This is a genomic window from Prolixibacteraceae bacterium (assembly GCA_019856515.1).
Taxonomy (GTDB): Bacteria; Bacteroidota; Bacteroidia; order Bacteroidales; family Prolixibacteraceae; genus Halosquirtibacter; species Halosquirtibacter xylanolyticus.
The window spans coordinates 4491415-4511428 of sequence record CP082230.1; the positions used below are offsets into that span (position 1 = coordinate 4491415).

General features: G+C 36.3%; 17 protein-coding genes. 7 read left to right on the forward strand and 10 right to left on the reverse strand.

Annotated elements, in window-relative coordinates:
* Positions 1-133: 133 nt before the first annotated feature.
* Positions 134-994, reverse strand: coding sequence for a putative 4-hydroxybenzoate polyprenyltransferase (gene ubiA / locus K5X82_16485; protein ID QZT36813.1), 861 nt, complete (start codon positions 992-994; stop codon positions 134-136).
* A 351-nt stretch (positions 995-1345) separates the two neighbouring features.
* Entirely contained in the window at positions 1346-1729 is a 384-nt protein-coding gene (locus K5X82_16490; protein QZT36814.1) for a transposase, read from the reverse strand.
* A gap of 1232 nt (positions 1730-2961) precedes the next feature.
* Here K5X82_16490 and K5X82_16495 point away from each other — a divergent pair.
* The 3 genes from K5X82_16495 (at position 2962) to ltrA (ending at position 6246) form a co-directional block, all read left to right on the forward strand.
* The gene (locus tag K5X82_16495) at positions 2962-3339 is read left to right on the forward strand and encodes an SRPBCC domain-containing protein (protein ID QZT36815.1); all 378 of its coding nucleotides are present in this window, start codon (positions 2962-2964) and stop codon (positions 3337-3339) included.
* A 63-nt stretch (positions 3340-3402) separates the two neighbouring features.
* A complete protein-coding gene (gene corA, locus K5X82_16500) occupies positions 3403-4353 on the forward strand; it encodes a magnesium/cobalt transporter CorA (protein QZT36816.1) in 951 nt (316 codons plus the stop codon).
* A gap of 510 nt (positions 4354-4863) precedes the next feature.
* Positions 4864-6246: a group II intron reverse transcriptase/maturase gene (gene ltrA, locus K5X82_16505; GenBank protein QZT36817.1), complete on the forward strand. Its 1383-nt coding sequence runs from the start codon at positions 4864-4866 to the stop codon at positions 6244-6246.
* A gap of 93 nt (positions 6247-6339) precedes the next feature.
* Here ltrA and pgl read toward each other — a convergent pair whose 3' ends face one another.
* The 7 genes from pgl to mutY all read right to left on the reverse strand — a co-directional run bounded on the left by pgl (position 6340) and on the right by mutY (position 12610).
* Positions 6340-7050: a 6-phosphogluconolactonase gene (pgl, locus tag K5X82_16510; protein ID QZT36818.1), complete on the reverse strand. Its 711-nt coding sequence runs from the start codon at positions 7048-7050 to the stop codon at positions 6340-6342.
* A 12-nt stretch (positions 7051-7062) separates the two neighbouring features.
* Positions 7063-8574 (reverse strand): glucose-6-phosphate dehydrogenase, encoded by a 1512-nt coding sequence (zwf, locus tag K5X82_16515; GenBank protein QZT36819.1) that lies wholly within the window; start codon positions 8572-8574, stop codon positions 7063-7065.
* Between the two features lie 82 nt (positions 8575-8656).
* Entirely contained in the window at positions 8657-9253 is a 597-nt protein-coding gene (locus K5X82_16520; protein ID QZT36820.1) for a hypothetical protein, read from the reverse strand.
* On the reverse strand, positions 9246-9809 hold the full coding sequence (gene gldD, locus K5X82_16525) for a gliding motility lipoprotein GldD (GenBank protein ID QZT36821.1): 564 nt from the start codon (positions 9807-9809) through the stop codon (positions 9246-9248). The genes K5X82_16520 and gldD overlap by 8 nt, the downstream gene beginning before the upstream one ends.
* 10 nt (positions 9810-9819) lie before the next feature.
* Positions 9820-11148, reverse strand: coding sequence for a gliding motility-associated protein GldE (gene gldE / locus K5X82_16530; GenBank protein QZT36822.1), 1329 nt, complete (start codon positions 11146-11148; stop codon positions 9820-9822).
* 34 nt (positions 11149-11182) lie between these two features.
* Positions 11183-11521, reverse strand: coding sequence for a single-stranded DNA-binding protein (gene ssb / locus K5X82_16535; protein ID QZT36823.1), 339 nt, complete (start codon positions 11519-11521; stop codon positions 11183-11185).
* A gap of 57 nt (positions 11522-11578) precedes the next feature.
* A complete protein-coding gene (gene mutY, locus K5X82_16540) occupies positions 11579-12610 on the reverse strand; it encodes an A/G-specific adenine glycosylase (protein ID QZT36824.1) in 1032 nt (343 codons plus the stop codon).
* Positions 12611-12745: 135 nt separating this feature from the next.
* Between mutY and K5X82_16545 the strand changes: the two genes are divergently transcribed.
* From K5X82_16545 to K5X82_16555, 3 genes are all read left to right on the forward strand, one after another.
* Positions 12746-13030, forward strand: a complete 285-nt coding sequence (locus tag K5X82_16545) for an integration host factor subunit beta (protein QZT36825.1) — start codon at positions 12746-12748, stop codon at positions 13028-13030.
* 222 nt (positions 13031-13252) lie between these two features.
* A complete protein-coding gene (locus tag K5X82_16550) occupies positions 13253-14800 on the forward strand; it encodes an Rne/Rng family ribonuclease (GenBank protein QZT36826.1) in 1548 nt (515 codons plus the stop codon).
* A gap of 117 nt (positions 14801-14917) precedes the next feature.
* Positions 14918-16921 (forward strand): thioredoxin family protein, encoded by a 2004-nt coding sequence (locus K5X82_16555; protein ID QZT36827.1) that lies wholly within the window; start codon positions 14918-14920, stop codon positions 16919-16921.
* A 351-nt stretch (positions 16922-17272) separates the two neighbouring features.
* Here the strand turns inward: K5X82_16555 and K5X82_16560 are convergent, their stop codons facing one another.
* Complete coding sequence (locus K5X82_16560) at positions 17273-18541, reverse strand: DEAD/DEAH box helicase (protein ID QZT36828.1); 1269 nt, start codon at positions 18539-18541, stop codon at positions 17273-17275.
* 261 nt (positions 18542-18802) lie between these two features.
* Between K5X82_16560 and K5X82_16565 the strand changes: the two genes are divergently transcribed.
* A complete protein-coding gene (locus K5X82_16565; GenBank protein QZT36829.1) occupies positions 18803-20014 on the forward strand; it encodes an aminopeptidase in 1212 nt (403 codons plus the stop codon).

The window sequence follows — 20014 nt, forward strand, 5'->3', positions numbered from 1 at the left end:
TGAATATGTAGTCGGTGTTACATAAGAAAGGAGATACTTTTATAGGTATCTCCTTTCTTCGTATATAGCCTCTAGTAAAGTCAACTTTTTATCGTCGTGATATTCTATACGGACTCTTTGGGTCAATTGTTTTTTACCAAAGGACTGAAGTTATAATTCCTATGGCAAAAAGTACACTTGCAATACCATTGGTGGTTCCAAAAGCAATATTTACTTTAGATAGGTCATCTGCTTTAACAAGCGAATGTTGATATAGAATTAAAGAGGTGAAAATTGTTGCTGAAATAATGTATATAGCTACGTTGTATGGCCATATAACTCCTATAACGATTAGGAGACAGATAGATAGTAGATGTGATAGTTTGGATATATTCAAAGCTTTTCTTACTCCTACAAGAGAAGGAATAGAGTAGAGACTAAATTTAGAGTCAAAACCTTCGTCTTGACAAGAGTAGATGATGTCAAATCCCCCAACCCAGAAGAATACAACAAAACTGAATAGTACTGGAATAAGACTAAAATGACCTCTAACGGCTAAATAAGCACCTATTGGAGCAAGAGCAAGACCTAAGCTTAGAACGTAATGGCATAGACTTGAAAAGCGCTTTACGTAGCTGTAAAAAAGTACAGTGAAAATCGCAATAGGTGATAGGTAAAAACATAATGGATTAATGAAATATGTTGTCGCGATAAATGCAATCACGTTGAAGATGACAAAATTTCTTGCATGTATAGGACTAATTATTCCTTTAGGTATCTCTCTGCTACTGGTACGTGGATTTTCTGCATCGTATTTTCTGTCTACAAGTCGGTTAAACCCCATCGCTGCATTTCTTGCAAAAAACATGCAGAGGATGACCAATAGAAATGTATTTAAATGAAATAGATGCTCTTCGGCATATCCCAATGTAAAGCCAATAATCGCAAATGGCATCGCGAAGATGGTGTGGGAGAATTTTACTAAATTCAGATAGTTATTTATCTTGTTTATCATGATATTTATTAAAACATTTGGAACAAAAATAGGATATTATCTCTATAGATATATTGAAATGATAGATATTCTTACCTACTAAGTATTCGCAATGATGTGTTTTATGCTATTTCTATATGATTAATTCAAGATAAAACACTTATTTACAAATATTTAAATAATCAGAGTTAATAACATAAACTAAATAGGTTGATGTACAAAATTTATTTGTATTGTGTTAAAAAATAATGATGTGCCTCCATCTTTTTGTTTATCTAAAACATGATATTTAGATAAATGGTGTGTTTCTAAAGTAGTCGATATGGTTTCAAACAAGAAAGCAATACGACAAATCATTTAGAATTATTGTTGTCAATGTGTGTTTTGTGGCAAAACAGCATAATTATTAACCCGACGGTAATTTAACGTTATTTTAAGCTGCGTATTTAATGCTATCAGCTTTAAAGTGTTTTTCACTCTATAAGGTGATTCTTTAAGCATAGTCATATGATCTTTGACATTTTGGGTTAACTTCTCTTGTGTTCTAGGTGAGGGCTTTATAGATAAACCTTGTTTCAAATCGCAATTCAGAAATTCATCTGGATTTCTATCAGGAGAGTATGATGGCAAGAAAAAGAGTTCTATTTTATTCTTATTGTCAGATCCCCATTCTTTTACGATCTTACTATGGTGTACTTTAAGATTGTCTAATATCAAAAATATTTTCTTTTTAGAAGTCTTTATAAGTTGTGTCATAAATTCAATTAATCTATTATCGATATAATGCCGTCGGGTTGATAGTAGTTGATGATATTAACTATCATAAAATAATTAATTGTGACTTGTTATCATTGGGTTAATACTTCAATAGTTTCCTGAAGGGGAAATCGAACTTAGCCCAAGGGTGGAGACCATATGTTGAGCAGTAGCGCATCATACAGGTTGAAGCCTTGGGTAATAAAATAAAACCTACAACCAAGGGCTGAAGGTCTGGCGTCACATATGTTAAAGAAAAGTATCATTAGCCACGTAATTCACGGATATGATTGAGGTGCAAGAATGGGACCAATGCTGAGCTTCGCTCGGCATCGTGTGTCAACCTTACCATCGACTAACTTACCCGTGATGCAACCTACGCAGATGAATACTAAGATTGTCGCTCTCTTGTGGCACGATACCGAGTGGAGCTCAGCGTTTCCAGTGGTGGTGGTATCCCTCACTTGCTAATAAATCGGCACAAATTTATGTCGTATTGGATGTAGAATGGATGAATACGGATTTGGTTGAATCGCACGAGATGGGGCAAGCCTTCAGCCCTTATAGATTAGAGGTGTGTTGTACCCAAGGCTCATTATTATGTAGCGCTACAGCGCAACATATTCATTTCACCATTGGGCTAGATTTTGTCACCCCGTATGGGGCTTGGTTGAAATAATGGTGATTTACTTTTAGGAAAAATTGATGACTAGCAATTTGCTATTAATCCGACGGAAGTGTAATGACATTGTTTCCTTAGTAAGGTGTTAAAAGTCAATCGATCATAAAATAGCTAATAGCGATATGTTGCGTCATTTAATATATACAAGTTTTTCGCATTGTGTTGTGTTTGGAGCGGTTTAAGTCCATTTGCTAAGGATAGATATTAGAATTGAAAAAAGAAGCGCATATAGCGTCTGTGCGAGAAATATGGGGTGTTTCATAGAGTCGTGATGTTTATGTCTAATCTTCTTCGTTTAGAAGAGATCAACCTCTACGATAAGTGGATGTGTGATTATTTGTTGGGGTAGCAATTTCTTTTGAGGGCTTTGATATGAAAATGAAAGAAAGCGAGTGATAAATATGATGATAATTTTCGTGTTAAACTAAAAACCTATACTTTAGCAAGATGAAAAAAAGTCGATTATTTTGATCAAAAGTTGACTTCTTTTGTTAAATCATATTGAAGGGCATTGTTTTTATGATTGCTCTTTGATCAAAGAGGATATTGTATGAAAGAATACAAGAAGTATTTTACTCTAGGAGGATCACCTGAAGATATCTATAACTGTCTGACGAATCCCGTCATGATAGAGATATGGACAGGAGAGCCTGCAGTAATGCCAAAGGAGCCTGGAGGTGAGTTTTCTATGTGGGATGGAGCAATCTGTGGTAAGATAATCAGTTATGAACCCAATAAGCAGATTGAACAGTTATGGTATTTTGGAGAGGACGAAACTTCTCTTGTTACAATCAAGTTACACCCTCATAAGAAAGGAACGAGCGTAGAGGTTAAACAGCAGAGTATACCTGAAGATGCATATGATAATATTGCAGAAGGGTGGGATGAAGATTACTTTGGCGCTCTAGAAGAACTTTTTGAAATATAGTTGTTTTGAATTGTTTCTTTGGGAAATCCTTTCATGAATAATGAGTTTCCAAAGAGAGTAGTTATGATTAATTATATCTACAGCGATGAAAATGGATATCACTTTTCTTCTTCTTCTAATTCACTACAAGATTTAGATGGAAAAGAGGTTTTATGTGTAGACCTCGAATCACCATCTTTTGAAGAAAAAAGTATTGTAGAGGAATATTTTGATATCACATTTTTAAGTTGGCATAAAGCAGAAGAGATTGAGAGTAGTTCTCGATATTCTGAAAGTGGAGAAGTGGTTAGAGCAAACTCTAACTTTATGCGTGTGATCGATGGTAAGTTCGGTTATACCCCCGTCTCATTTATCCTCAAAGATAAGATACTATTTGCTTATCATTCGGAGAAAACCAATGGTTTTTATCAGGTATATGAGCGTTTGGTTGGTCAACCTTCAATGGATGCCACAGGTTGGTATGTCTTTTTAACTTTATTAGATGTTCGTATCGATTTTGATGCCGATCTAATTGAGTTTGTAGGGCGCGAAATTAATGCGATTAGCCAACGAATTCGTTTTAAGCAAGAGCTAGAGGAACGTCTTATTCTTGAGATTGCTAAATTGCAAGAAGCCACCATGTTATTGAGAGAGAATATTGTGGATAAGCAACGAGTAATCTCTTCAATTCTTAAGAGTCGTCGTTTTCCAGAAGATGATAAAGCACAGTTGCGAATGTTACTAAAAGATGCTGGGTCATTGATTGATCACACTGCTTTTAGTTTCGAACGCCTAGATTTTTTGCAAAGTACATTAATGGGGCTAATTGATCTAGATCAGAACAAGATTATTAAGATTTTTACTGTCGTAACCGTTATCTTTTCTCCTCCAACACTTATTGCAAGTATGTATGGAATGAATTTTAGGTTTATGCCAGAATTAACTTGGGAGTTTGGTTATCCATTTTGTATCTTTCTGATGATCTCCAGTTCACTATTGACACTGGTCTATTTTAGACGAAAGAAATGGTTATGATACCAGTGTAATCATATAAATAAAAGCGGTCTTTGTTATGAAGGACCGCTTTTGTTGTGTGCCATGCATGGAAATTAACTAATCGGTGTAAGTCCGTAGTGGAGGTTTGTAGAGCCAACCACCTAGCAGAAGGCAAGGGTGCTTATCGTGAGGTATAACCTGAAGGCAAGGGTGCTTATCGTGAGGTATAACCTGAAGGAAGCCATATGCAAAACTCTGATCCGAGGTACACGAATCGCATTAGGCGGTATATAACTGGATAAGCTTGCAACACAAAGTAAAGTCCGAATTCTACACGGAGTTTATACCGTAGATGTGGCGGATAGATGGAGTGAAAGTTAATTTCCTTACCATGGGAGGTCTCGCAGATGGATACAATGTATTTCCCTGTCCATTCATAAAAAGTTAACTGTGAGAAGTCAGCCGAGGTCATAGTACTGTAGCCACTTTACAGGAAGGACTGAATCTTAAATTGTTCATAATACAGACTGTTACCTAATGAAAGGATCAATGCAGAAAATATCGGAAGATAGCTACTTAAGTGAAGGTAGAGCGGAACTCGAGAATAACTCAAGAGCGCACACTTTCAAAGGGATAACTGAAGGCATTATGGAAACGACCATTACAACAGATAATTTATTAGAACGAGTCCTAGAATCAGGTAACCTAAATAAGGCTTATTTACAGGTTTATCGTAATAAAGGGAGTCATGGAGTTGATGAGATGCAAGTGGAATCCTTAAAAGATTATCTCAGACTTCATCGAGAAGTTTTAATAGCAGAACTACGAGAAGGGAAATACCTTCCCAATCCTGTACGACGAGTCGAAATACCCAAAGAACCAGGTAAAACACGCCCTTTAGGTATTCCTACTGTCGTTGATCGTGTCATTCAACAAGCCATTTCACAAGTTCTTAGTCCTATTTATGAGGAACAGTTTTCCAATTATAGCTTTGGATTCCGTCCGAATAAAGGAGCACATACAGCCATTATAGCCTGTAGAGAAATGATCACATCAGGTTATCATTATGCTATCGATATGGATATGGAGAAATTTTTCGATACCGTCAATCATAGCAAATTGATAGAGATCTTATCACGAACGATAAAAGATGGACGATTAGTTTCCTTAATCCATAAATATCTAAGAGCCGGAGTTGTTGTTGAAGAGCAGTTTCAAGAAACAGAAACAGGAGTTCCTCAAGGAGGACCATTAAGTCCATTGCTAAGCAACATTATGCTGAATGAATTAGACCATGAACTCACAAGACGAGGTCATGAGTTTGTTCGTTATGCAGATGATATTGTCATCTTATGTCAAAGCAAGCGAGGAGCTACACGCACGATGAATTCTACAATTCGTTTTATAGAAGATACTCTATTCTTAAAAGTGAATCGAGATAAAACAGAAGTGGTGCGCTACAATCAGATTAAGTTTCTTGGTTACAGTTTTTACAAAACAAAAGGTGTCGTTCGTTTTCGATTGTCGAAAAAGACACAACGGAAAGTGAAGCGCTCTTTGGAAGGAATTGTAGCACGGAAGAATAGTATTGGTTACGATGAAATCAAATCCAAGCTTAAAAGCTATATTCAAGGATGGGTAACCTATTATCGATTGGCAGATATGAAATCATTTCTGAAACAAGTAGATGAATGGCTAAGACGACGTATCCGTATGGTAATATGGAAATGTTGGAAAAGAGTAAGAACGAAGATGAAGAATTTAATGAAACTCGGAGTTTCGAAGAACAAAGCGTATGAATATGCTAATACGAGGAAAAAGTATTGGCGCATTTCAAAGAGTCCAATTCTACAAACGACTATAACGAATAAGAATTTGGAGAAGGCAGGCTATATTACGCTAAGTGATTATTATCAGAGAGTAAAGTCGTGATTTAGGGAGTCGCCGTATACGAGACCCGTACGTACGGTGGTGTGGGAGGTGTACTGGAAGATAAAATATCTTCCAGCCATCTACCCGATTTTATTATTCAACCTCTTTATCAATAAACCATAATACCTCATTTTGACTTGTGATATGTGAGGCAGGGTAATTCTGTGATGCAGAATCTTTATTTTTTATCTGATTGAATATCTTTTTCTTGTTTTTTCCAGTCACAAGAAAGATAACCTGTTTAGATCTATTTATTACTGAGCCTGTCAATGTGATCCTTTTTTGTCCACTTACAGGGTGGGTTGCGACCTCGCAGATTTCATGTGAGGTCATAAATTCCATCTGATAAGGGAAAATACTTGCGGTATGTCCATCATCTCCCATGCCTAAAAGCACAAGATCAAAGATTGGCCAGGTCTCTACTGTAGGTAATGTCTCTTCAATGAGGTTACCATACCTTTGTGCCTCGTCATCAGGATTCGCTTCGCCTATTACATGATGGATGTGATCTCGGTTTAGATCTACCTTATCCAAAAACAGCTCCTTAAAATACTTGTAGTTGCTGTCGTTGTCAGTAGATGCCACACATCTCTCATCTACCCACCAAAAATGAACATTCTCAAGTAGTTTGATATCTTCCATGTGTGGTAGCAATGAAAAGAGAAGTTTCGGTGTACTTCCTCCAGATATTGCAATGTGTGTCTCTTGGTTGTCACGTTCTTTTAACCAATTATCTAACCAATGAATCAATGCTTCTGCAATGTCTTGGCTCGTTTTATAGGTGATATACTTTGGCTCTTTCATTTTGACTTGTCATTAAAGTTCACAATATAAACCATCATTACTTAGATTCTTACAAGGATAGCGCCATGTTTGTTCCTCTCCTTCAATCAGTTCGTCCGCTTCATATGGACCCCATGTTCCTGCAGGATATCCATATATCGGAGCTTCTTCTTTCATCCAATAGTCTTGGATCGGTTTTACAAATTTCCATGCTTCTAAAACTGTGTCTCCTCTTGAATAGAGTGTTGCATCTCCAATCATACAGTCTAGAAGTAGACGCTGATATGCTGAAGGAAGCTGTTTATCTGTTAATGTGTTGTAGTGAAAGTCCATGTTTACTGGTTGGGTAACAAATCCAGCACCTGGCTCTTTCATTCCAAATTTCATTAGAATACCTTCATCGGGTTGTATTCGGATGATAAGTTGGTTGTGAATTTGTGGTAACTCTTTTCCTCCTGAAAATAGATGATGAGGAGAGTTTTTAAAGTGGATAACCACTTCCGTTACTCTGGTTGGTAGCCTCTTTCCTGTACGGATATAAAAGGGTACATTGCTCCATCTCCAGTTATTGATGTAGAATTTCAGTGCTGCAAAAGTTTCTGTTCGAGAGTCTGGGGCAACACCTACTTCATCTCGGTAACCTTTGGTCGGTTTCCCTTTGATGTTAGAAGCTGTATACTGTCCTCGGATTACATTTTTAGCAATATCTTCATCAGAGCTAAAAGGTTTAAATGCTTTGAATACTTTTAAAACTTCATTTCTAATAGTATCTGCTTCTACTTCAACAGGCGGTTCCATAGCGACTAAACCAACTAACTGAAGAAGATGATTTTGAATCATATCTCTAAGCGCACCTGATTTCTCGTAATATCCACCTCTGTTCTCTACCCCTAGACTTTCAGCAGAGGTGATCTCTACTCGGTCAATGAAATTTCTATTCCATATCGGTTCAAAAATGGCATTGGCAAACCTAAGTACTAGAAGGTTCTGCACAGTTTCTTTCCCAAGATAGTGGTCTATTCTATAGATCTGTTGTTCTTCGAAATATTTTATTAGCTCTTTGTTGAGGTAGATTGCACTCTCAAGATCTGTTCCAAAAGGTTTCTCTACAATAAGTCTACGGAAATGACTCTCTTCCCTATTTAGTCCTACAGTGGCAAGATGTTTGGGAATGATAGAATATAGAGATGGAGGTGTTGATAGATAGAATATATAGTTGTTTTCAACTTCTTTCTCTTTACACAAGGACTCTAATCGTTCTTTAAGCTTGTAGTAGTCCTTCTCATTGTCTGTTTGAATTGGTTCGTAATGAAGGAATTCAAGAAACTCCTCAAGTTTTTTGGGATTGTCTTGAGGAAGAAATTCCATCATCTTCTCTCTAAATTCAAGGTCTGAGAAGGCAGTTCTACTCGCACCTAAAAGAAGAAACTTTTTGGGTAAGCTGTTTTGTATGAAAAGTTGATATATCGAGGGTAGAAGTTTTCTTTTTGTAAGATCTCCTGAAGCGCCAAAGATGACTAGTGCTTGTGAAACTGGATTACTCATTCCTATATTTTTTTAATCAATATTCTCTTTCGAGACTAAAGATATATATAATCGTAAATGAGTCCAAGAATAACGGATTCTTTTATCTTATAATATAACAGAGAAGATCGTTGTTCTTAGTAATGAAATTCAGTTTGAATGTCTCGCTAGTTCGTTTAAAGGTTATAGTTTCGTTCTTAAGGTCAGTGGTCGTTTCTGTTTTTAACTCAATATTGGGGTGGTCAAGGAGTTTAAATATAGCCTCCTTAGCACACCATATTTTGAAGTAATCTAGATTGTTGTTTACCTGTTCTTCATTATTGATAAATCTGCTTTCTAGATGACTGATCTTACGGTTCGTATCTTCCATATCAAGTGCCACTTCTTTTTCTTTTGAAACCATTATTGCAATATGGTTTTTTGAATGAGTGATTGATATGTGGTGCGAATTATTATCAAGTATGGGTTTCCCAGAGTCTAAATAGTTTATCTGTGGATAATGGTTAAGAATTTTACTTAGTAGCATTCGTGAGATGAGCCACTCTTTCTTTCTTCTGTCATTTCTAATCTTGATGAATGATTCCTTATCCGAGTGTGATAATTGATCAATGTCTATCTCATTTAATGAAACATGACTTGTCTCCACAATACCAATAGTTGCATCCTCGATTTTGATAAATTGAAAATTAAGCTTACTCATTCCAGTGGGTTGTTTCGATCAATTTGATAATATCTTCACTAATGAAATTAATTACTGGCTGTAGGCTATCTTGGTTCGGTACATTGTTAAAATACAGTGCACCTCTTAAGAAATTGTGTGTGGAGTCTGTAAGGTAAAATTGAACAGGAGAGGCTGCATTCCCTTCAATTGTATATACCAAGCCATAAGTGTTATTCTGGTCATTTGCGTATTGCCTCTGCTCGATGGCATCCGCACGAATAGAGTGTTTGAATGCCCATTTATGTGCCTCCTCTATAAGTGAGGGGAGGTTGTTTTTTACTTTGAAATAGCTGAGATAGATGTTTGCTTCATTGTCTTTAAAATGTACGTTGTAGAATTGATCCTCTTTTTTTGCATTCTCTTTTACAATGGTGGCATATTGTGGTAATTCGAAATGAAACGGTTCTATGGAGTTAATCTCTGTATAGTTTTTTATTGGAAATGTTATTCTGAAATAACCTTTAGGTTTTGGGGTTACATTATCCTTGCAACTAATAATGGTTATTGCAATAAAGAGAGCCAATATATATTTCATTGTTTTTTATTTAATTCTGTTTGTTGATCACTCGTATTTCAATGATGCGTCGGGCATCCATCTTCTCTACAATAAAGTCGATATTCCCGATGACAATTTTTTCCTTTATTAGTGGAAAGTCCCCTTTTATTTCTAGTAGTAATCCAGCAATGGTATCTGCATCTCCTTTTACATCATCAAGAAAATCCTCTTCAATATGAAGATCTCGTAAAAAGTCTACTAATAGTGTTTTAGCATCAAAGAGGTATGTTTGATTGTCGATCTTAGTGAAATTCTTTTCGTCTTCATCGAACTCATCAGATATTTCCCCTACGATCTCTTCAAGAACATCTTCTAATGTTACAATTCCTGATACACCACCATATTCATCAATAACAAAAGCCATGTGAATCTTTGATTTCTGAAACTCCTCTAGAAGATCATCGATCTTCTTATTCTCAGGAATGTAAAACGGAGGTCTAATTAATGTTTGCCATCTAAATGTATTTCCTTTATGAAGATGTGAAAGAAGATCCTTAATATAAAGCACTCCTTTAATATTATCGAATGTGTCTTCATATATCGGAATGCGAGAAAACCCTGAATCGTTAATAGTCTCAATAACGGTATTAAATGACTCATTCCAATCTAATGCTACCGTGTCAAGTCTAGAGCACATAATCTCAACTACTGACTTCTTCCCAAATTTAACAATCCCTTCTAATATGTCTTTGTCCTGTTTTATTTCATGCTCCTCTGTAAGTGAGAGTGCATGAGAAAGATCGGATATCGACATGTTGTTTTTGTGATGTGAGACTTTCTTATTGACAAGACTTGATGATTTTATGAGTAGTATGTTGATGGGCCTAAAAAGTTTGTTAAGAATGGAAAATGTTGGGGTCATCCTTAACGAAAAACTGTAAGACTGTTTACTTGCATATACCTTGGGAATGATCTCACCAAATAATAAAATAATGAAAGTGATGATGATGGTCTGAAAAATAAACCCAATCGTTTGTGCATTGGTAAAGTCTATTAAACTAGTGGTGATTTTTGCAGATAGAAGAACTATACCGATGTTAATAAAATTGTTTGCAATCAGTATGGAGCCTAGTAACTGCTCTGGTTTTTTTAATAGATTAATGGTTGCAGCTCCTTTTTTGTTGCCTTTTTGGTTGAGACGTTTAATATCATTTGGAGATAATGCAAAAAATGATGCTTCAGATCCAGAAATTAGACCAGATAGAATAAGTAATATTAGTAGAAAAAAGATACCAATGAAATCTTCTATGTTTGCTCCATAGAACTGTATCTTATTTATGTCCTCCCATATTTGGGAGGGAATTGCGTCTGCTTCCAATGTTTGTTATTTAAGGTAAAACTTTTCGTTTTGACTATTCCTCTCTCTTTTTCTCAAGGAACTGTATCTGTTGTACTATTATTTCAGTTATTCGTACCGGATTTTCTCCCTGTTTTTCAATATTTCGGCTTCGTAATTTGCCCTCTATATATAATTGCATCCCTTTTTTTATGTGTTTGTCTGCTAATAGAGCTTGTGCGCCCCAGCAAGAAATACGATGCCACTCGGTTTGAACCACTTTCTCTCCAGCAGGAGTTGTGTGTGATTCGTTGGTAGCAACAGGGAACCTTGCGACACAATTATCTTTATCGAAATAGTGTACTTCCGGGTCCTTTCCAACACGTCCAACTAATATAACTTTATTCACTGACATATATGCAAATATTAAGAGTAATATAATAAAATACAAGATTTTTAAATATAATGTTCATTACTCGCTATATTTTTTGAAAAATGACATGAAAGGTTTTGGTGTTGGAAAATTTAATAAATCACTTTTTGCAATGAAATGTGATGACTGATCTAATGTGTATGCATTCCAAATAATAATATGTAATGTTTGGTGGGTTAGTTTGTGAATGATGGTGTCGAACTGTTCTAATGACTCAATATTTATATTTTTCTTTTCGGTGAATCTTAGGATCTCTTTCGATGAAGCAAATTTCTCAGCCCCTTCAATTAATAGTGGAGTGTAAAGCCCTTTCCATATATCATCTTTTTTTCGCTCCTCTATATATATGGTGTCTTTGGGGCCATGTAGTAGAATAAAATGTAGAACTCTTTCACTCGGCTGTGATTTCTTTTTTACTCGTGGAAGAGCATTAATGGTGTTTTCTTTTTTTGCGATACAGTAACTATTAATTGGACAAGCACTACAGTTTGGATTTTTGGGCGAGCATACGAGTGCTCCTAGTTCAATGATTGCTTCATTTATTATCTTAGGTCTACCATATATATATAGTTCAATAATTAATTCTGCTATCTGTTTGTGTGTTGATGTTAGGTGAGAATAGGAGTTGATGCCAAACAATCTTGAGATAACTCTAATCGTATTCCCATCAATGGCAGGGTATGGCATATCCCATGAGAATGATAGTATGGCTCCAGCTGTGTAACTTCCAATACCTTTTAGTGCAAGGATCTCTTTGTGTGTTTTTGGAAAAATACAATCGTGACGTACCATGACCTGATTGGCTGCTTCATGAAGATTTCTGGCTCTCGAGTAATATCCGAGGCCTTCCCAAGCTTTAAGAACCTCTTTCTGTTCTGCCGAAGCAAGTGATTTTATGTTAGGAAATAGTTCCATAAATCGTTCAAAATAGGCTTTTCCTTGAGCTACTTTTGTCTGTTGAAGTATGATTTCTGATACCCAAACTCGATAAGGAGACCTGTTTTTTCGCCATGGAAGTACTCTTTTTTCTTCTTTAAACCATAAAATCAATAAGTTAGCAATTTTCTCCATCTATTGTGTTTTTAATAAAATTCTCTTATGTTTGCCGCAAAAATAATTGATTTCTATTTCATTAATAATACGAAACGTTTATCTTTGTACTCCTAAATTTGAGTCAAGGATATCGTTTAAATTAAATTTATAGCAATGACAAAGGCAGATATTGTAAACGAAGTTTCGAAGAATACTGGTATCGAGAGAGTTACAGTTCAGAAGGCAGTTGAGGCTTTCATGGATACTGTTTCAGATTCTTTAGTAGAGGGAAAAAATGTGTATCTTCGTGGATTCGGGAGTTTTATCGTAAAAAAACGCGCTGAGAAAACCGCTCGTAACATTTCAAAGAATACAACTATTATCATTCCAGAGCACTTTATCCCAGCCTTTAAGCCAGCAAAGTCATTTGTGAGCAAGGTTAAAGATAACGTTAAGTAATAATTCATATTAAAAAAGTATAATCATGCCAAGCGGAAAAAAAAGAAAAAGACATAAGATGTCTACGCACAAGCGTAAGAAAAGACTAAGAAAAAACAGACATAAGAAGAAGAAATAATTCTTCGACTCTGTTTTGAAAGAGTATAAAACCTAGAGCAAATAATTGCTTCTAGGTTTTTGCTGTATTATAAGTTCGATTTTATATTAAACAAATGAGAGATTGTGAGTAATGAACTGGTAATTGAAGTAAATCCATCTGAAGTGGAGATTGCTTATTTGGAAGATAAGCGCCTAGTCGAACTGAATAGAGAAACCAGTGACGCGAAATTTGCTGTCGGTGACATTTATCTTGGCAAAGTCAAGAAGATTATGCCAGGATTGAACGCTGCGTTTGTTGATGTCGGTTACGAAAAAGATGCTTTCCTACATTACCTTGATCTTGGACCACAATTCCAAACATTAAATAAATTTCTTTTACAGTCGACATCAAAAGGTAAGAAGCCTGTGTCGATGAATAAGATACAGTCGGAGCCTGATATTTTTAAAGAAGGAAAGATAACTGATGTACTTAGTTCTGGACAGTTGATCTTGGTTCAAATATCCAAAGAGCCAATATCAACCAAAGGACCACGTTTGACTTCAGAGATATCTATTGCTGGTAGAAACCTAGTGTTGATGCCTTTTAGTGATAAGGTCTCTATTTCGCAAAAGCTTAAGTCAAATGATGAGAAAAGTCGTCTGAGAAAGCTAATTCAAAGCATTCGTCCTAAAAAATATGGTGTTATTGTACGTACAGCTGCTGAAGGTACTAAAGTAGCTGAATTAGATAAAGAGCTTCGTTCTTTGGTTGCAAAGTGGGAAGCAGTTCCTTCAAAACTTAAACAGTCTAAAGTTCCTTCTTTAGTGGCTGGTGAGTTAGATCGTACGATAGCCATGATCCGTGATGTATATAATCCTGAATTTACAAATATCTATGTAAATGATAAACAGTCTGCTTCTGAGGTGAAGGACTACGTGGCTAGTATCGCCCCAGAGAAGCAAAAGATTGTAAAACATTACAATGGTGATGCTCCCATTTTTGAGCATTTTGGAATTGAAAAACAGATTAAGGCACTTTTTGGGAAAACCGTATCGTTTAAAAGTGGAGCTTATCTTATTATTGAGCATACAGAGGCATTCCATGTTATCGATGTTAACAGTGGAAATCGATCTAAAGCAGGAAGTGATCAAGAGACCAACGCATTGGAGGTCAATCTTGCTGCTGCTGTAGAAATAGCTCGCCAATTACGTCTTCGTGATATGGGGGGAATAATTGTGGTCGATTTCATCGACATGCATAGTAATGAGAACCGAATGAAGGTTCTGGAAAAAATGCGTGAAGAGATGAGTAAGGATCGAACAAAACACAATATTTTACCTTTGAGTAAGTTCTGTTTGATGCAGATAACTCGACAACGAGTTCGTCCTGAAATGCATATTGAGACCGCTGAAAAATGTCCAACATGTCGTGGTACTGGCGAGGTTGCATCGACTTTATTGTTCGTTGATGAGATATATAACAACTTGAGATATATTTATCAAGAACTTTTCCGTAAAAATGTTCAGATTCATCTTCATCCATATGTTGCTGCTTATTTAAATTGTGGATTAATATCTAGAAAATATAAGTGGATGTGGAAACTGAAAAGATGTTTCAAAGTCGTATCAAAAAGCTCTATGGGCTTTCTTGATTGTAAGTTTTATGACAATGATGGAGAGATTATTCTCTGATATCATACAATAGTTTACATAAAAAAGGTTCAAGTTTCTACTTGGGCCTTTTTTTATATCTATTTTTTTTTAAATTTGTAGATGTATTTGGACAAAACATAAAATTATTGAATGGACATGAAGAAATTTGGACTGATTGTCTCGTTACTATTGCTCTCTATTCTTCCGTCATTTGCTCAGATTTTGGAGCCTGTGAAATGGGAGTTTTCTAAGAGTAAAATTAGTGAGACCGAGTATGAGTTAGTCTTCTCCGCGACAATAGAGAGCGGGTGGCATCTATACTCTACGGATATTCCGGACGGTGGACCCGTAAGGACATCCTTTAGCTTTGATAATAAGAGTGATTTTAAAATTCTTGGTAGTATTCAGCAGGTTCCTGAGCCTGAGAAACATTTCGATCCAACATTTCAAATGGATCTTTCTTGGTTTAGTGACGAAGCTACTTTTGTACAAAGAATTGAAATTCCTTCAGGTAAGATGTTGGAAGTCAAAGGACATGTTGAATTCATGGTTTGTAACGATGAAACATGTTTACCTCCAACAGAAATAGAATATAACTTCGTGATTAACGAGGGGCAAAAGCAAGATGAAGTGGACGATATCTTGAGTTTGCCTGAAGCTGCTGACGAAGAGGTAGGACCTGCTGTAACCTCATCTAATACTGGTGAAGATAGAAACTATTTTAGTATCTTTATTTTAGCCTTCTTAAGTGGTTTTGCAGCGTTATTGACTCCTTGTGTATTCCCGATGATTCCGATGACTGTAAGTTTCTTTACTAAACCATCTGAGTCTAGAGCAAAAGGTATTCGCAATGCAGTGATGTACGGTATATCAATTATTGTGATTTATGTACTTCTAGGAACAGTGGTAACAGCGGTCTTTGGAGCGGAAAGTTTAAATAACCTCTCTACAAACCCGTGGTTTAACTTGATATTTGCACTGCTGTTGTTTGCATTCTCATTCTCTTTTATGGGTGCTTTCGAAATTGTATTACCTCACTCGTGGGTGAATGCGATAGATAGAAAAGCCGATAAAGGTGGTCTGATCGGTATCTTTTTTATGGCCTTTGCATTGGCTTTGGTGTCATTCTCTTGTACCGGACCTATTGTTGGTAGTTTGATTGTAGAAGCTGCACGTAATGGTGGACTAGCACCGATTATTGGAATGTTTGGTTTCTCTTTAGCTCTAGCATTACCTTTTGGACTGTTTGCAGCATTCCCATCTTGGTTGAACACTTTACCTCGTTCAGGTGGATGGTTGAACTCGGTGAAGGTCGTATTAGGTTTCTTGGAGTTTGCATTTGCATTTAAATTCTTGTCTATTTCTGATATGGTGTTAGACTTACACCTGTTAGAAAGAGAAATATATTTATCTATATGGATAGCGATCTTCTTTGGTCTTGCGATGTATTTGTGGGGTAAGATCGTTTTACCACATGATTCACCAAAAACACACCTGCCTGTTTCACGATTTGTGTTAGGTACAATGGTGTTGAGTTTTGTGATCTATATGGTTCCTGGCCTTTGGGGTGCTCCAGTTAAGATTATTAGCGGTTTCCCGCCACCGGTTAACTATGCCGAAGCTCCACAGGGATTTGGTGCTTCATCTGTATATGTTGGCTCTGGTGAAGGTGGATCTGTTGGATTGAACCGAGATCAACATTTAGGACCTCACGGTATTCCAGTATTCTATGACTTTGAGAAGGCATTAGAGTATTCAAAAGAAGTACATAAGCCTCTTTTGGTTGACTTTACTGGTAAGGGGTGTACTAACTGTCGTAAGATGGAGGATAATGTTTGGGTTGATCCAGGTGTTAAGAAAAGACTTTCTGAAGAAGTTGTGATTGCATCTCTTTATGTCGATCTAAGAAAAGAGCTACCTAAATGGGAGCAATACACATCTAAGGATACGGATAGACGAGTGAAGACAGTTGGAAATAAATGGACAGATTTCCAAATATCTAGATTCCGTCGTAATACGCAGCCATTCTATGTGATGCTTGGAATTGATAATATTCAGTTGGGTGAAGGTATGGGATATAATCCTAATCCTGAGATCTTTATTGAATTCCTTGATAAAGGTATCGAGATGTTCAACGAGAATTACGATAGAAAATTGTAACCGAAATACATTCAATAATATATAAGGCGCCAAACTTTGGCGCCTTTTTTTGTATTACAAAAACACGTAGAAAAAAGATCTTCACCATTTAATTTACACTACAACGATTTGATGAATAGATAGGGGATGAGCTATTGTGAATATGCGGTATTAAGACATGTTGAAGTTGTCGTTTAAAATATCGTTTGTATAGTGCAGGTGGTGTATGTATTTCCCTTTTGATCATTGTGCTATAATGTATATAGAGACAAGGTTGATGATAAGTATAGATACAAAAAAAGGACTACCATTAGAAGTAAACTCCTATATTGGTAATCCTTTTGTAACTATTGAGCTATTGAGCTATTGCTCTTATTTCTTCTTCTTATTCTCTTTCTGCTTTCTTCTTTTGTTATGGATCTTTTTTAGGTTTCCCTCGACACGATCATGTTCCTTGATAAGTGACTGCCATGATTGTGATACATCATCAGAATAATCTATGGTATCTTGGTAATCATCAAGATTTATCTTGATCTCTTTAATCTTGTCTCCCGTGTACTCCTCGATAGCAAAAATCAACTCGTTCTCTTCTTTGCTAACAAAAGATATCGCTTTACCTTTGCTTCTACCTCTACCCGTACGACCTACTCTGTGTACGTAGTTGTCAGCCTCTTCTGGTATGTCGTAGTTGATCACAAATTCTACATTCGGGATATCAATACCTCGAGCACTAACATCAGTAGCAACAAGTATATTTATCTCTCCCTTTTTAAATTTGTCTAATGTTTGAATTCTTTCACTCTGATCTTTATCGCCATGAAGTGTTAGACACTCTATGTTTACTCGAGACATCGCTTTCATTACACGTTCTGCACGAACCTTGGTACGAACAAATACAAGTATCTTCTTATCTTCATTCTCTTTGACGAATCTCTCAAGAAAAAATCGCTTGTCATCCATCTTTACCTTAACGATGGAGTGATCCACATTCCTAGCTACTGGATTCTTTGGTGATATCTGTATCCTTATCGGATTGATAACTAAAGAATATGCCAGCTTTTTGATCTTTTCATCTATGGTTGCAGAGAAAAAGAGTGTTTGTCTTCGTTTTGGGATATGTCTTTGAAGTGATTTAATATCATGATAGAATCCTTTGTCAAGCATCTGGTCTGCTTCATCTAAAACCAAAACTTCTATGTGATCTAGTTTTAAATGTCCTTGGCTTATAAGGTCAAACATACGTCCAGGAGTTGCTACAACGATATCTACTCCTTTGTTAAGTGTGTCGATCTGTGCATCTTGCTCTACTCCTCCAAATATTGACTTTGTGACCACTTTGGTCTTCTTCCCAAGATCATTGAATACTTCAGCGATCTGCATACAAAGCTCTCTCGTTGGAACCATAACCAAACAGCGTATTCCACTTGCTCTCTTCTTTACTTTAAGAAGGTGTATTTTGTGAATAACAGGTATGGCAAAAGCAGCAGTCTTACCTGTTCCAGTTTGTGCTATCGCAAGCACATCTTCTCCTTTTAAGATGTGTGGGATAGACTTAAACTGAATATCAGTTGGTTTCTTAAGTCCCTTCTTCGAAAGATTCTCTTTGATTTGAGGAATCAAACTGTATTGATCAAATCTCATATATGTATGATTATATAATGTCTTCTTTGGATAATGGGAGTTACCCCTTTAAATTTCCACAAAGGTAATCATTCTTTATTTAAACCTTTAACCAATTACTATTATTGGTAACCTCTTCCTTTTATGTGAAAAATATATAACGATAATAGAATGTGCATATATCATTGAATAGCCTCTGAATTTTACTTATTTTAGTGCATTATAAATAAAAACACAGTGTCAAACACTAATTTTGGACGTTAATTTAAATAAATAGAATTCATGAAAAATATCTTATCTGTTGCGTTATTGGCAGTTAGTTTATTGTCAGTGGATGCAGCCATTGCTGGTCAAAAGAAGAAAAAAGACAAAGTAGAGGGGTATGTATTCACACCTGTAAAAGAAATTCAAGCAACATCTGTAAAAGATCAGAACCGTTCTGGTACTTGTTGGGCATATTCAGGTGAATCTTTCCTTGAATCAGAGATGATGCGTATGGGAAAACAGCCTGTGGACTTATCAGAAATGTTTGTTGTATATCACACTTATGCTGATAAAGCACGTAAGTATGTGAGAATGCATGGTTACTTGAATTTCGGACCTGGTGGTGCTTTCCATGATGTGTCATATGTGTTAAGCAAATATGGTGTTGTGCCTGAGTCTGTGTACAGTGGAATGAACTATGGTGAAGAGAAACCTGTGCAAGGCGAAATGGATACCATGTTGAAAGCACAAGTGGATGCGGTTGTGAAGAATAAGAACCGTAAGTTATCTACTGCTTGGGATAAAGCGGTGGTATCTACTTTGGATGCATACTTAGGCGAAGCTCCAAAGAAATTCAAGTATGAAGGTAAAGAGTATACGCCTCAATCTTTTGCTAAAGATTATTGTGGCTTGAACGGTGATGATTATGTAGAGATCTCTTCTTACACACACCACCCATTCTACTCTAAATTTATCCTTGAAGTGCCAGACAACTGGATGTGGAACGATGTTTACAACGTACCATTGCAAGACCTTGATCGTATTATGAACAATGCAATAGACAATGGTTTTACTGTTGGTTGGGCTGCAGATGTTTCTGAAAAAGGATTTGCAACCAAATCAAAAGGTGTTGCTGTGGTTCCTGATATCAACATCAAAGAGATGAGTGATGCAGAGATCTCTAAGTGGGAAGCATTATCTTCAAAGGAGAAGAGTCAGAAAATTAATGCTGTGAATAAGCCAGGTCTTGAGAAGAAAATTACACAAGAGATGAGACAAGTGGCTTTCGATAACTACGAAACAACAGATGATCACGGTATGCATATTGTTGGTACTGCAAAAGACCAAACAGGTAAGATGTACTACAAGGTGAAGAACTCTTGGGGATCATATAATGATTACAAAGGATACTTCTATTGCTCTAAAGCTTTCTTTGATTACAAGACGATGTGTATAATGGTACACAAAGATGCGATTCCAGCAGATATTCGTAAGAAGTTAGGTTTATAG

Coding starts and splice junctions, on each gene's coding strand:
- ubiA (QZT36813.1), bottom strand. CDS start 994: ATGATAAACAAGATAAATAACTATCTGAATTTAGTAAAATTCTCCCAC.
- K5X82_16490 (QZT36814.1), bottom strand. CDS start 1,729: ATGACACAACTTATAAAGACTTCTAAAAAGAAAATATTTTTGATATTA.
- K5X82_16495 (QZT36815.1), top strand. CDS start 2,962: ATGAAAGAATACAAGAAGTATTTTACTCTAGGAGGATCACCTGAAGAT.
- corA (QZT36816.1), top strand. CDS start 3,403: ATGATTAATTATATCTACAGCGATGAAAATGGATATCACTTTTCTTCT.
- ltrA (QZT36817.1), top strand. CDS start 4,864: ATGCAGAAAATATCGGAAGATAGCTACTTAAGTGAAGGTAGAGCGGAA.
- pgl (QZT36818.1), bottom strand. CDS start 7,050: ATGAAAGAGCCAAAGTATATCACCTATAAAACGAGCCAAGACATTGCA.
- zwf (QZT36819.1), bottom strand. CDS start 8,574: ATGAGTAATCCAGTTTCACAAGCACTAGTCATCTTTGGCGCTTCAGGA.
- K5X82_16520 (QZT36820.1), bottom strand. CDS start 9,253: ATGAGTAAGCTTAATTTTCAATTTATCAAAATCGAGGATGCAACTATT.
- gldD (QZT36821.1), bottom strand. CDS start 9,809: ATGAAATATATATTGGCTCTCTTTATTGCAATAACCATTATTAGTTGC.
- ssb (QZT36823.1), bottom strand. CDS start 11,521: ATGTCAGTGAATAAAGTTATATTAGTTGGACGTGTTGGAAAGGACCCG.
- mutY (QZT36824.1), bottom strand. CDS start 12,610: ATGGAGAAAATTGCTAACTTATTGATTTTATGGTTTAAAGAAGAAAAA.
- K5X82_16545 (QZT36825.1), top strand. CDS start 12,746: ATGACAAAGGCAGATATTGTAAACGAAGTTTCGAAGAATACTGGTATC.
- K5X82_16555 (QZT36827.1), top strand. CDS start 14,918: ATGAAGAAATTTGGACTGATTGTCTCGTTACTATTGCTCTCTATTCTT.
- K5X82_16560 (QZT36828.1), bottom strand. CDS start 18,541: ATGAGATTTGATCAATACAGTTTGATTCCTCAAATCAAAGAGAATCTT.
- K5X82_16565 (QZT36829.1), top strand. CDS start 18,803: ATGAAAAATATCTTATCTGTTGCGTTATTGGCAGTTAGTTTATTGTCA.